The sequence below is a fragment of the Helicobacter hepaticus ATCC 51449 genome (assembly GCF_000007905.1).
GTDB lineage: Bacteria > Campylobacterota > Campylobacteria > Campylobacterales > Helicobacteraceae > Helicobacter_C > Helicobacter_C hepaticus.
Window position 1 is genome coordinate 382,500 of the sequence record NC_004917.1, and the last position, 11,844, is coordinate 394,343.

Sequence of the window (11,844 nt, forward strand, 5' to 3'; positions counted from 1 at the left end):
ACAATTTTTGTTCAATTATAGCATTTATGCTCAAATCTTGTGTTTAAAAAACAAAAATTGTTCAAAGCAAATCTCATCAATCAAGCTAGAATAGAACTTTAAGCAATTATCTACTTGTAAAGGAGAAAAAATGCCCACATATCAAGAAATTTATCAACAATCCATTGAGAATCCAGAAATTTTTTGGGCAGAAGCTGCTAAAAAAGTGCATTGGTATCACGAATGGGATAAGGTGCTTGATGTTGTCAATGACCATTATCGTTGGTTTGTTGGAGGTTGTATGAATACTTGCTACAATGCTCTTGACTTGCACATAGAAAATGGCAGAGGAGAGCAAGTAGCACTCTATTATGATTCGCCTGTAACTGATACAAAAAAATCTTATACTTATAAAGAATTGCGCAAACGCGTAGCCAAAACTGCTGGAATACTTGTGAATAAAGGTGTAGTTAAGGGCGATAGAGTGCTTATTTATATGCCTATGATTCCAGAGGCTGTTATTGCTATGCTTGCGTGTGCAAGGATTGGTGCTATTCATAGTGTTGTATTTGGCGGATTTGCTTCACACGAGCTTGCTTCGCGTATTGAAGATGCTAAACCACGAGTGATTATAAGCGCTTCGTGTGGCATAGAAATTAGCCGAGTAGTCAAATATAAACCTATTCTTGATGAGGCTATTAAATCTTCAAATCATAAACCCACCACTTGTCTTATTTGGCAACGCCCACAAGAGAGAGCAAATATGCTCCCTTGGCGTGATGTAGATTGGGAGAGTGAAGAAGAGAAAACTGAAGGCGTAGAATGTGTTCCGCTTGATGCAACTGACCCTTTATATGTGCTTTATACTTCAGGCACAACAGGTAAGCCAAAAGGTGTTATTCGTGGCAATGGAGGACATTCTGTGGCTATGAAATGGTCAATGGATAATATTTATAATGCCAAACCAGGCGATGTATTTTGGGCTGCAAGTGATGTAGGCTGGGTAGTTGGACATAGCTATATTGTATATGCACCGCTAATGAATGGTTGCACAACAATCCTTTATGAAGGAAAACCTGTCAAAACCCCTAATCCTGGTGCATTTTGGCGTGTTGTCCAAGAATATAAGGTTAATATTCTATTCTCTGCACCTACTGCATTTAGGGCTATTAAAAAAGAAGATCCCAAAGGCGAATGGCTTAAAAAATATGATCTCTCTTCGCTTAAAGCAGTGTTTGTTGCTGGAGAACGTTGCGATACAGATACGCTCAAATGGATTGAAAAAATTACCAAAAAACCTGTGATTGACCATTGGTGGCAGACAGAAACCGGCTGGGCAATAGCAGCTAATCCTTTAGGTTTAGAACCACTTCCTATCAAAGCAGGTTCTCCTACTAAGCCTATGCCCGGATTCAATCTTAAGGTGCTTGATGAAGAGGGTAAGGAATGTAAGAGGGGAAAATTAGGGAATCTTGTTATCAAGCTTCCATTACCTCCTGCGTGTCTTTGCGGTATTTGGGGTGATGATGCACGATATAAACGTTCTTACCTCAATCACTATCCGGGCTATTATCTTACAGGTGATAGCGGGTATATTGACAAAGACGGCTATGTGTTTGTAATGGGACGAATGGACGGAGTAATCAATGTTGCAGGGCATCGTCTCTCCACGGGTGGTATGGAAGAAGCCATTTCAAAACATCCAGATATTGCTGAATGTGCAGTTATAGGTGTTAATAATGAACTCAAAGGGGAGATTCCATTAGCCTTTGTTGTGCTTAAAGACGGACTTGAACGTGATACACAAAGTTTATGCGAGGGTGTTGTTCAACTCGTGCGAGAGGAAATTGGTGCAGTAGCGTCATTGCATATTGTAGCTGTTGTGGCAAGACTTCCTAAAACACGAAGTGGTAAAATCTTGCGTGGCACAATGCGTGATATTGCTGATGGCAATGAATGGAAGATGCCCTCAACTATTGAAGATTCAAGCGTTATGCCAGAGATAGAAAAAACACTTGCCACGCTTGGCTATCCAATCAAAACAAAGGAGTAAAAAATGAAATCACAAGGAATAAAATTAAGAGAAGCCGTAGCGCAAAATAATCCTTTGCAAATTATCGGTGTAATTAACGCATATAGTGCTATACAAGCACAAAAAAGTGGAGCAAAAGCCCTCTATCTTAGTGGTGGTGCATTGGCTGCTATGAGTTTGGGAGTGCCGGATTTGGGCATTAGCTCATTGGAAGATGTGTGTATTGATGTGCGTAGAATCACTGCAGCAAGCGATTTACCTTTACTTGTTGATGCAGATACAGGCTGGGGTGGGGCATTTAACATTGCACGCACTATCAAAGATTTAACACGTAGCGGTGCAGCAGGTTGTCATATTGAAGACCAAGTGGCGCAAAAACGTTGCGGACACCGCCCTAATAAAGAACTTGTAAGCCTAGAGGAAATGTGCGATAGAATCAAAGCCGGAGTAGATGCAAAAATTGATGAAAACTTTGTATTGATGGCACGCACAGATGCACACGCAAGTGAAGGACAGAATCGTGCGATTGAGAGAGCATTAGCTTATGTAGAGGCTGGAGCAGATATGATTTTTGCCGAAGCCATACATACACTTGAAGAATATAAACAATTCACACAAAACATCAAAGTGCCTGTTTTAGCAAATATTACAGAATTTGGAAAAACCCCTTATTTTACGACCTCTGAACTTCAAAATGTTGGTGTAAAAATGGTGCTTTACCCACTTTCAGCAGCACGAGCGATGAATAAAGCAGCACTTACAGTTTTCCAAGATATTATTAAAAATGGCTCACAAAAGCAAAGTATAGATTCTATGCAAACTCGTGATGAACTTTATGAAATGCTCGGTTATCATACTTTTGAGAAGAAGCTTGATGAGCTTTTTAAACATAAAAAATAAGGAGAAACTTATGGGAGAAACAATCAAAAATACAAAAGTAGGCGGACTTGCAGGCATTACTGCAGGACAATCAGCTATCTGCACTGTTGGCACAGGGCACGGACTTAATTATAGAGGATATGATATTTATGATTTGGCACGTGAATGTGAATTTGAAGAAGTAGCTTATTTGCTTTTAAAAGAAAAACTACCAAATGCAAATGAACTAGCGGCATTTAAAAAAGAGCTTATAGCCGCAAGAGATTTGCCCAAAGCACTTAAGGATACATTAAAACTCTTGCCAAAAAACGCTCACCCAATGGATATTATGCGCACAACTTGTTCTATGTTAGGCTGTCTTGAGCCTGAAACTTATGACATTGTAAAAATGTCTTTTCCTATGCAGAATCAAATTGCCATAAGACTTTTAGGGATTTTTCCTTCAGCCCTCACTTTTTGGCATCATTACCATCATAATGGCAAAGAAATCAGCACTCAATCTAACCAAGATTCTATTGCTGGACATTTTTTGGAACTTCTTCATCAAAAACCACCAAAAGAGCTATGGATAAAAGCAATGCACGCAAGTTTGATTCTCTATGCAGAACACGAATTTAATGCAAGCACTTTTACCGCGCGCGTGATTACAGCAACTATGTCAGATGTGTATTCAGGAGTCACGGGGGCAATTGGTGCGCTTAGAGGTCCTTTACACGGAGGGGCAAATGAAGCGGCAATGGAGCTTATCGCCGAATATAAAACTCCACAGGAGGCAGAAAAAGGCATTTTAGATAAACTTGCAAGAAAAGATAAAATTATGGGCTTTGGGCATCGCGTGTATGTCAAAGCTGACCCGCGCAATGTAGTAATAAAAGAATGGAGCAAGAAATTAAGCGAAGATGTGGGTGATACAAAGGGACTTTATCCTATTAGTGAAGCAATAGAAAAGGTAATGTGGGAACAAAAAAAGCTTTTTCCTAATCTTGATTTTTATAGCGCGTCTGCTTATCATTTTATGGGGATTCCAACACCATATTTCACACCGATTTTTATTTTTTCTCGCACAGCTGGGTGGTTGGCACATATTTTTGAGCAAAGGGCAAATAATAAACTTATTCGTCCAAGTTCAGAATATATTGGACCAGATAAAAAGGCATTTGTGCCATTGCATAATCGCTAGGCACATTTTTAATCTAAATTAAAGGAGAACACAATGAGTGTAGATATGGGTATTTTAGAGACACAACGACCGGAGTTTGATGAGCTATTAAGTAAAATTGCTCGCTATGCGTTAGAGTTTGAGATTAACTCACCTCTTGCATACGAGACTGCAAGATATTGCCTTATGGATACCATAGGTTGTGGGCTTTTAGCACTGAATTTTCCTGCTTGCACGAAGCTTTTAGGACCTGTGGTAGAGGGTGCAGAATTTCGTCCGCTAGGGGCAAAGATTCCGGGCACAAGCTATCAGTTAGAGCCAGAAAGAGCAGCATTTAATGTTGGGGCAATGGTGCGGTGGCTTGATTTTAACGATACTTGGCTTGCCGCAGAATGGGGACATCCAAGCGATAATTTGGGAGCAATTTGGGCAGTGGCTGATTATCTTAGTCGTAAAAATATCGCACAAGGCAAAGAACCATTAAGGGTAAAAGATGTCCTAAGTGCAATGATTAAGGCACACGAGATTCAAGGAATCTTAGCCTTAGAAAATTGTTTTAATAAAGTAGGACTAGACCACGTGCTACTTGTGAGAATCGCATCTACTGCGGTAGCTTGTGCTATGCTTGGAGGTAATTTTGAGGAAGTGCGTAATGCCATAAGCCACGCTTTTATTGATGGTGGAGCTTTAAGAACTTATCGCCACGCTCCAAATACAGGCAGTCGTAAAAGTTGGGCGGCAGGTGATGCAAGCTCAAGAGGCGTGAATCTCGCCTTAAAAGCACTCAGTGGCGAAATGGGATATCCAAGTGCATTGAGTGCATCATTTTGGGGATTTGAAGATGTGAAAATGAAAGGGCAAAAGCTCACTATTCCACAAGAATTTGGTAGCTATGTAATGGAAAATGTGCTTTTTAAAATTAGCTTCCCTGCGGAATTTCACGCACAAACTGCGGTAGAATGCGCAATTAAGCTTCATAACGAAGTGAAAAATCGCCTTGATGAAATTGAACGCATAGTGATTACTACACAAGAATCCGGACATAGAATCATCAATAAAGTAGGACCTTTGGCTAATCCAGCTGATAGAGACCATTGTATTCAATATATGGTGGCTGTTCCGCTTGTGTTTGGGCGATTGACCGCAGAGGATTATGAAGATAGTGTAGCCTCTGACCCACGCATTGACTCATTACGAGATAAGATGAGTGTAGAAGTTGATGACCGCTATACACGCGAATATTTAGAATCTGATAAGCGTAGCATCGCTAATGCAGTGCAGATTTTCTACAAAGATGGTAGCAAAAGTCAAAAAGTAGAAGTAGAGTATCCTATCGGGCATAAACGCCGTAGAGATGAGGGAATTCCTGTGCTTGTAGATAAATTTAAACGCAATATTGCCCTCAAGCTTAGCTCTAAAAAATGTGCATTGATTGAAAAGCTTTGCAGCGACCAAAAAACTTTAGAATCTACCCCGTTTAACGAGTTTAGCGATTTATTTGCACTCTCTTAAAGGGGTGCATTGCCAAGAAATACAGATTCTATAAAAGGAATGTGTAAATGGAAAAAATGATTATTTTAAACATAGAGCATAAAGAACATATGTTTAATCATTTTCGTTGGTTTTGGATTAGAAGTGTGTATGATTTTACACAAAAAGATAATGTAAGAAGTTGCTTCAATTATTTGAGAGGGGAGATTATCTTTACTCTAGGTGCTTACAAAGATAAAGGCGGTATCCCCACGCACCAAGATATATCTATAATGCCCGATTGTTCTTCTCACAAGGCTAAAAAACTTTTTGGAGATAGTCAAATAGCACATTATTTATGTTTGGATTTTGTAAAAAGTTTTTATAGCAATGAGGAGCAAAACTATATTCATTTGGGCTTTATTTATGAAAAAGGCAGTGAGATTATCAAAAGACGTAAGGATATTGGCTTTAGTCTTACCTTGAAAAACGCACGAGAATTATATTTTGATGATTGTATTGCAAAAGAAAAATACGCTTGCTTTAGTGAAAAAGCTAAAGAATGCAGAGTATTTTGGTTTGGTAGCTATTTATTTAAAAAATAAACATAATTTCTCATCTCTTTTGTAATTTCTCTAGGTATAACCCCCTCTTGAAGCATAGCTTCTCTTATACCCTCATAAACTTCTTGGTTTTGGATAGCGTTAATGTCATTGTTTTCATTGGCATTCATTGAGTTTATCCTTGATTATGTTGTGTAAATTAAGTAAACCTTTCAAATTCTTATCAAAAGTATCGCCCTGTCTCTCTTTTCCTATTTTATATGTTTTATTTTCGCCTTGTAATTTTTGATATAAATCAAAAAATTGCATTAAAACATTTGATATTTTTTCTTTATCAGGCAAAGCACAGACTTGCTCTTGTGAAAGAAAATATATAGCAGGAAATACAAATAACAGTTGAATCATACTCTGTTGAACTATATATCTTTCAAATTCTTCATTTTTGAGTGCCAATTTGTTAATAAAAAAAGATATTTTTTGATTTTTATCCAAAAATTCCATAAACATATTAATATTTTCTGGCGCATAGGTGCTTTCGTAATATTCCTGATAGCCTATATAAATATTAAAATATTCAACGTAGATTCTGCTTTTTGATAAAAAAGCTTGCAAATACCATTCACTTAGTCCCACAAAAGAACTTGCAAGTAAATCAATTTCAAAAATTATCAATATATCTAAAAAACTTTTTTTGTCTTTTAGAAAGCTTGTTTGTAATATCATATTGTTTGTAATATTCTAAAAATTTCTCTTTATTGTCCATATAAATTCTTGTCGTTTCTACTTGTTCTTTTTCTTCTATAAAGTTAAGATGATACCACATTATCAACCCCAAAGGTCTATGCAAGAACGAATAGCCCAAAGCAAGGATAAAGATAACACTAAAGAGAATAATTTTATTTCTTGTGCTTTTGTTATACCATTATAGAAATCTTTGCATTTATGTCCTCCAATCTATCTTGCTTCATCTTGTTCTTTTTCCATTTCTTTAAGCATTATTACTGCATTATCTGTTATATCTGCTTGCGTAAGGACATCTTTTAGTGTTTCTACCTCTTGTTTATTGATTTCATTTTCAGATTTTAGTGTTACTTGTATGTTCTCACTCATTGACATTCCTTGAGGTTGGATTGGATAGTGGCGATAGTTGCCTCCTTTTTATTTACTGATTCCATAAAATTATTAAGTTCATTTTTAATGGATAGTTTTTGTTCTAAAGATAAAGGTTCTGGATCTTTTTTATCAAAAATATCCAAAAGGAGACTTGTATTTTTCTTCAAAAACTCGTATTGTGAAAATACATTGCGTATAATGGTTTCATCAATATCACAAGTATTTTCCTCTATATCCGTTGAAATAAGGAATATTGCTAGTGAAAAATAATATATATGAATCGGGTTATAATAAGCTATTATTCTATTGAGAGAAGCCTTTTCTCGCTTGTTAGAATCTAAGAAATTATTTTTTATCTGCAATTCTAAGAAATGTTGAAAATCTAAAAAGCTTTGAGTGCGATGTTTATTGTTTAAAATATAGTAAGTATTATCGGGATTAAATGTTCTTTCCCTATCCAATAAAAATAAAATAATCTGTAGTTTTGCTCCTATTGTTCTAGCTCCAGCATAAGAAAACTCTTTTGCTCCATTCTCGTCTCCATAAGACAAAGTAAAATTTGTAAGAATTTCTATATTGCTTATAATTGTTTTTATATCTTGCAATGTTTGTTCAATCAGTGAATCTACATCAATTTTATTTAATTCCTCGTATGTGATATTTCTATATCGTTCTAACTCCCTAGCCGAATCTTTTTCATACCATTGTATCAATGGGGCAAGTTCAGCTTTGGCATTATTTACAATATTATCCACTTCTTTATTTATATCCATTATCCACATTACAAGTGCGATAATTAAATAAGCAACAAAGGCTATTATTCCTACATAATAGCTTATCCTTTTAATGTAGTTGCCATTGAATTTGGTTTGCATTATGCCACTTTCCCTCTTTTATCTAAGAAGTCGGTGTAGAAATTGAGATTCAATTATATCTTTAAGTTTCATTTGCACTTCCTTTGGTGTTATGCTCATATTTTTCAAGACGGCTAAAAAATAAATGAAAGACAAATCCTACAATAATTCCAACAAATATCATTCCGATCATAAAGTAAATTTCAATCCCTAAGGTGAATTTTAAAACAGCTGCCACAACAAACCATACAAATATAGCAATATTTAAGATTTTTCTAGGCATCATTTTTACTTCATATTTTGTGCCACATTTTGGACATTGCGTGAGATTCTTACCTATATCATACAAAGCGTTATCTAAAATCTCTTCCTTAGAATTTGCAAATTCTCCGGTGAGCTTATTTATCCTCTCCCCACACTCACATTGATAATAAAATGTCATTGCGCACTCCTTTTACAATCTCTCATTACACAAAGTGCTTATTTATTTTGTTGAGATTTGATAAGCTTCCCAGATTCATCATATTCTTTCCTAGTGATGGTCCTATCATATTCGTATAGAATTTCTTTTTTAAGCTTCCCAGATTCATAATACTCTTTCCTAACGCCATTTGCTTTATCGTTTTCGAATGGACTTTCATATTCAAGCTGTCCAGATTTATAATAGGATTTCACAACACCATTTAATCTATTATTTTTTTGTGGAGCTTCATATTTAAGCTTCCCAGATTCATAATACTCTTTCCTAACGCCATTTACTTTATCGTTTTCGTATGTAACTTCTTCTTCAAGCTGTCCAGATTTATAATAGGATTTCACAACACCATTTGTTTTACCATTTTCAAATAGAGTTTCTCTGCTAAGCTGCCCGGATTCATAATACTCTTTCATAATACCATTTGCTTTACCATTTTCAAATAGAGTTTCTCTGCTAAGCTGCCCGGATTCATAATAGACTTTCTTAACACCATTTATTTTACCATTTTTATATGGAGTTTCAACTTGAAGCTTTCGTCTATCATCGTCATAATACCTTTGCTCAACACAACCATTAAGCCTATCCCTCTCACTCTTGCATTCCTTTAAAGGCTTTGCATACCCTATTGACAAACATACTGATAACACCATAGCAACATTTACTATTTTTTTTAACATTACTTTCTCCTCACATATATACAGCCTCAAAAATATTCTTAAAATTATAGCCAATAAACAAATGATTTTACTTATTTCTTTTGGTAATTTAAGTTTAATGGAACTTAAACTTTTGCATTTAATTATTGTTATAAACACACTATTTAATAAGTATTTATCATAAGCTTTTACAATCCTCGCGCCTCTTAAGAGACTTTAAAATTATAAAATATTTAAGGAGAGAGTATGAGATTAACGCCTAAAGAATTAGACAAATTAATGTTGCATTATGCTGGGGCACTAGCCAAAAGTCGCAAAGAACGAGGTATTAAACTTAATTATGTTGAATCTATAGCCCTTATTAGTATGGAGATTATGGAGCTTGCGCGCGAGGGTAACAAAAGTGTAGCAGAGCTTATGCAACAAGGCAGAGAGATTCTCAAAGCCGATGAAGTAATGGAGGGTGTAGCAAGTATGGTTAATGAAGTGCAGGTAGAAGTGAGTTTCCCCGATGGAACAAAGCTTGTTACGATTCATAATCCTATTGAAGATAATGGCAAACTTACTCCCGGAGAGTATATTCTCAAAGATGAAGACATTACGCTCAATGCCAATAAAGAATCTATAAGTATTAAAGTTACTCATAAGGGCGATAGACCTATACAAGTAGGTTCACATTTTCATTTTTTTGAAGTCAATGCACTTTTGGAATTTGATAGAGCCCAAGCATTTGGTAAACGTTTAGATATTGCCTCTGGCACATCAGTGCGTTTTGAGCCGGGTGAAGAAAAAAATGTGAATCTTATTGATTTTGGAGGCAAACAAAAAATTATTGGATTTAATGACTTAACGAATGCGCATATAAATAAAGAAAATAAAGAGCAATGCCTTGCAAATGCAGCACAAAAACATTTTATACACTAAATTTATATTCAAGGAGAGAAAATGATTAAGATTTCAAGAAAACAATATGCCTCTATGTATGGACCAACCACAGGTGATAAAGTGCGCTTAGGCGATACAAACTTATTTGCAGAAATTGAAAAAGATTATACCCTTTATGGTGAAGAGATTAAATTTGGCGGAGGAAAAACTATCCGCGATGGTATGGCACAAAGCGCAAGCACTTATACAAATGAGCTTGATGCAGTCATCACAAATGCAATGATTATTGATTATACAGGGATTTACAAAGCTGATATTGGCATTAAGGGTGGAAAAATCGTAGGCATTGGTAAAGCGGGAAATCCAGACACGCAAGATAGTGTAAATGAGGCAATGGTTGTAGGTGCTGCAACAGAAGTTATAGCAGGAGAAGGACAAATTATTACAGCGGGTGGAATTGATACACATATTCACTTTATCTCTCCTACACAAATCCCAACTGCACTTTATAGCGGTGTAACAACGATGATTGGTGGAGGCACAGGACCTGCAGCAGGCACAAACGCTACTACCTGCACACCCGGAAAATGGAATATGCACCAAATGTTGCGTGCTGCTGAAAGCTATGCTATGAATCTAGGATTTTTTGGCAAAGGCAATAGCTCTAATGAAGAAGGATTAGAAGAGCAAATTAAAGCTGGAGCATTGGGATTAAAGGTTCACGAAGATTGGGGTTCTACTCCTGCTGCAATTAACCACGCTCTCAATGTTGCCCAAAAATATGATGTGCAAGTAGCTATTCACACAGATACACTCAATGAAGCAGGCTGTGTTGAAGACACAATGAAAGCAATTGATGGCAGAACTATCCATACATTCCATACAGAAGGTGCTGGTGGAGGACACGCTCCAGATATTATTAAAGCTGCAGGAGAACCAAATATTCTCCCTGCTTCTACAAATCCCACCATTCCATTTACAAAAAATACAGCTGATGAGCATTTGGATATGCTTATGGTATGTCATCACTTAGATAAAAAAATTAAAGAAGATGTGGCTTTTGCTGATAGCAGAATCCGCCCAGAAACCATCGCCGCAGAAGATACGCTTCACGATATGGGGATTTTCTCAATCACAAGCTCAGATTCTCAAGCTATGGGGAGAGTGGGTGAAGTCATCACAAGGACTTGGCAAACTGCCGATAAATGCAAAAATGAATTTGGAGCCTTAAAAGAAGAATGCGGCGAAAATGATAACTTTAGAATCAAAAGATATATTTCAAAATACACTATCAATCCAGCTATTGCTCACGGGATTTCAGAATATGTAGGTTCTGTTGAAGTGGGTAAATTTGCTGATTTAGTTCTTTGGAAACCAAGTATGTTTGGCATAAAGCCAGAGATGATACTCAAAAATGGAATGATTGTAGCAGCAAAAATAGGGGATTCTAATGCTTCTATTCCTACTCCTGAACCTGTCGTATATGCCCCAATGTTTGGCAGCTATGGCAAAGCAAAGTATAATTGTGCGATCACTTTTGTCTCAAAAATTGCCTATGATTGTCATATCAAAGAGGAACTTGGGCTTGAAAGAATACTTTTGCCTGTAAAAAATTGTCGCAATATTACAAAAAAAGATATGAAATTTAATGATGTCATCACACCCATTGAAGTGAATCCAGAAACTTATGAAGTAAGAGTAAATAATACAAAAATTACTTCTAAGCCTGTTGAAAAGGTATCTTTAGGGCAACTTTATTGTTTATTTTAAGGAGAA

The 11,844-nt window shown here is 36.3% G+C and carries 13 protein-coding genes and 1 pseudogene; 7 read left to right on the forward strand and 7 right to left on the reverse strand.

Features of this window, described 5'->3' with window-relative positions; all coding sequences use genetic code 11:
* Window positions 1–130 precede the first annotated feature (130 nt).
* From HH_RS02000 to HH_RS02020, 5 genes and pseudogenes are all read left to right on the forward strand, one after another.
* Window positions 131–2,082 (forward strand): annotated as a pseudogene (locus tag HH_RS02000) (propionyl-CoA synthetase).
* Window positions 2,036–2,911 (forward strand): methylisocitrate lyase, encoded by an 876-nt coding sequence (prpB, locus tag HH_RS02005; RefSeq protein WP_011115239.1) that lies wholly within the window; start codon window positions 2,036–2,038, stop codon window positions 2,909–2,911. Before HH_RS02000 ends, prpB begins: the two are co-directional and overlap by 47 nt.
* A gap of 10 nt (window positions 2,912–2,921) precedes the next feature.
* Window positions 2,922–4,070, forward strand: coding sequence for a bifunctional 2-methylcitrate synthase/citrate synthase (gene prpC, locus HH_RS02010; RefSeq protein ID WP_011115240.1), 1,149 nt, complete (start codon window positions 2,922–2,924; stop codon window positions 4,068–4,070).
* Between the two features lie 33 nt (window positions 4,071–4,103).
* Window positions 4,104–5,561, forward strand: a complete 1,458-nt coding sequence (gene prpD, locus HH_RS02015) for a 2-methylcitrate dehydratase (RefSeq protein WP_011115241.1) — start codon at window positions 4,104–4,106, stop codon at window positions 5,559–5,561.
* Between the two features lie 47 nt (window positions 5,562–5,608).
* A complete protein-coding gene (locus HH_RS02020) occupies window positions 5,609–6,124 on the forward strand; it encodes a hypothetical protein (protein WP_011115242.1) in 516 nt (171 codons plus the stop codon).
* Here the strand turns inward: HH_RS02020 and HH_RS09490 are convergent.
* From HH_RS09490 to HH_RS02040, 7 genes are all read right to left on the reverse strand, one after another.
* Window positions 6,106–6,252 (reverse strand): hypothetical protein, encoded by a 147-nt coding sequence (locus HH_RS09490; protein ID WP_158295424.1) that lies wholly within the window; start codon window positions 6,250–6,252, stop codon window positions 6,106–6,108. The genes HH_RS02020 and HH_RS09490 overlap by 19 nt on opposite strands.
* Window positions 6,239–6,754 carry a hypothetical protein gene (locus tag HH_RS02025; protein ID WP_011115243.1) on the reverse strand — a complete coding sequence of 172 codons (516 nt, stop codon included), beginning with the start codon at window positions 6,752–6,754 and terminating at the stop codon, window positions 6,239–6,241. The genes HH_RS09490 and HH_RS02025 overlap by 14 nt, the downstream gene beginning before the upstream one ends.
* Window positions 6,741–6,905: a hypothetical protein gene (locus HH_RS09495; protein WP_158295425.1), complete on the reverse strand. Its 165-nt coding sequence runs from the start codon at window positions 6,903–6,905 to the stop codon at window positions 6,741–6,743. Before HH_RS09495 ends, HH_RS02025 begins: the two co-directional genes overlap by 14 nt.
* A gap of 131 nt (window positions 6,906–7,036) precedes the next feature.
* Window positions 7,037–7,192: a hypothetical protein gene (locus HH_RS09500; RefSeq protein ID WP_011115244.1), complete on the reverse strand. Its 156-nt coding sequence runs from the start codon at window positions 7,190–7,192 to the stop codon at window positions 7,037–7,039.
* Window positions 7,189–8,070 carry a hypothetical protein gene (locus tag HH_RS09710; RefSeq protein ID WP_011115245.1) on the reverse strand — a complete coding sequence of 294 codons (882 nt, stop codon included), beginning with the start codon at window positions 8,068–8,070 and terminating at the stop codon, window positions 7,189–7,191. Before HH_RS09710 ends, HH_RS09500 begins: the two co-directional genes overlap by 4 nt.
* A 61-nt stretch (window positions 8,071–8,131) precedes the next feature.
* The gene (locus HH_RS02035) at window positions 8,132–8,491 is read right to left on the reverse strand and encodes a hypothetical protein (RefSeq protein WP_011115246.1); all 360 of its coding nucleotides are present in this window, start codon (window positions 8,489–8,491) and stop codon (window positions 8,132–8,134) included.
* A 38-nt stretch (window positions 8,492–8,529) separates the two neighbouring features.
* Window positions 8,530–9,204, reverse strand: coding sequence for a toxin-antitoxin system YwqK family antitoxin (locus tag HH_RS02040; protein WP_050720594.1), 675 nt, complete (start codon window positions 9,202–9,204; stop codon window positions 8,530–8,532).
* Between the two features lie 225 nt (window positions 9,205–9,429).
* On the opposite strand from HH_RS02040, the gene ureA reads away from it, so the two are divergent.
* Together ureA and ureB are read left to right on the forward strand one after the other, a co-directional pair.
* Complete coding sequence (ureA, locus tag HH_RS02045; RefSeq protein WP_011115249.1) at window positions 9,430–10,107, forward strand: urease subunit alpha; 678 nt, start codon at window positions 9,430–9,432, stop codon at window positions 10,105–10,107.
* A 21-nt stretch (window positions 10,108–10,128) separates the two neighbouring features.
* Window positions 10,129–11,838, forward strand: a complete 1,710-nt coding sequence (gene ureB / locus HH_RS02050; RefSeq protein ID WP_011115250.1) for an urease subunit beta — start codon at window positions 10,129–10,131, stop codon at window positions 11,836–11,838.
* The last annotated feature ends 6 nt before the right edge of the window (window positions 11,839–11,844 follow it).

Bases quoted from the DNA above. Each gene is read 5' to 3' on its own strand.
- prpB (WP_011115239.1), top strand. From the start codon at position 2,036: ATGAAATCACAAGGAATAAAATTAAGAGAAGCCGTAGCGCAAAATAAT.
- prpC (WP_011115240.1), top strand. From the start codon at position 2,922: ATGGGAGAAACAATCAAAAATACAAAAGTAGGCGGACTTGCAGGCATT.
- prpD (WP_011115241.1), top strand. From the start codon at position 4,104: ATGAGTGTAGATATGGGTATTTTAGAGACACAACGACCGGAGTTTGAT.
- HH_RS02020 (WP_011115242.1), top strand. From the start codon at position 5,609: ATGGAAAAAATGATTATTTTAAACATAGAGCATAAAGAACATATGTTT.
- HH_RS09490 (WP_158295424.1), bottom strand. From the start codon at position 6,252: ATGAATGCCAATGAAAACAATGACATTAACGCTATCCAAAACCAAGAA.
- HH_RS09495 (WP_158295425.1), bottom strand. From the start codon at position 6,905: ATGTGGTATCATCTTAACTTTATAGAAGAAAAAGAACAAGTAGAAACG.
- HH_RS09500 (WP_011115244.1), bottom strand. From the start codon at position 7,192: ATGAGTGAGAACATACAAGTAACACTAAAATCTGAAAATGAAATCAAT.
- HH_RS09710 (WP_011115245.1), bottom strand. From the start codon at position 8,070: ATGCAAACCAAATTCAATGGCAACTACATTAAAAGGATAAGCTATTAT.
- HH_RS02035 (WP_011115246.1), bottom strand. From the start codon at position 8,491: ATGACATTTTATTATCAATGTGAGTGTGGGGAGAGGATAAATAAGCTC.
- HH_RS02040 (WP_050720594.1), bottom strand. From the start codon at position 9,204: ATGTTAAAAAAAATAGTAAATGTTGCTATGGTGTTATCAGTATGTTTG.
- ureA (WP_011115249.1), top strand. From the start codon at position 9,430: ATGAGATTAACGCCTAAAGAATTAGACAAATTAATGTTGCATTATGCT.
- ureB (WP_011115250.1), top strand. From the start codon at position 10,129: ATGATTAAGATTTCAAGAAAACAATATGCCTCTATGTATGGACCAACC.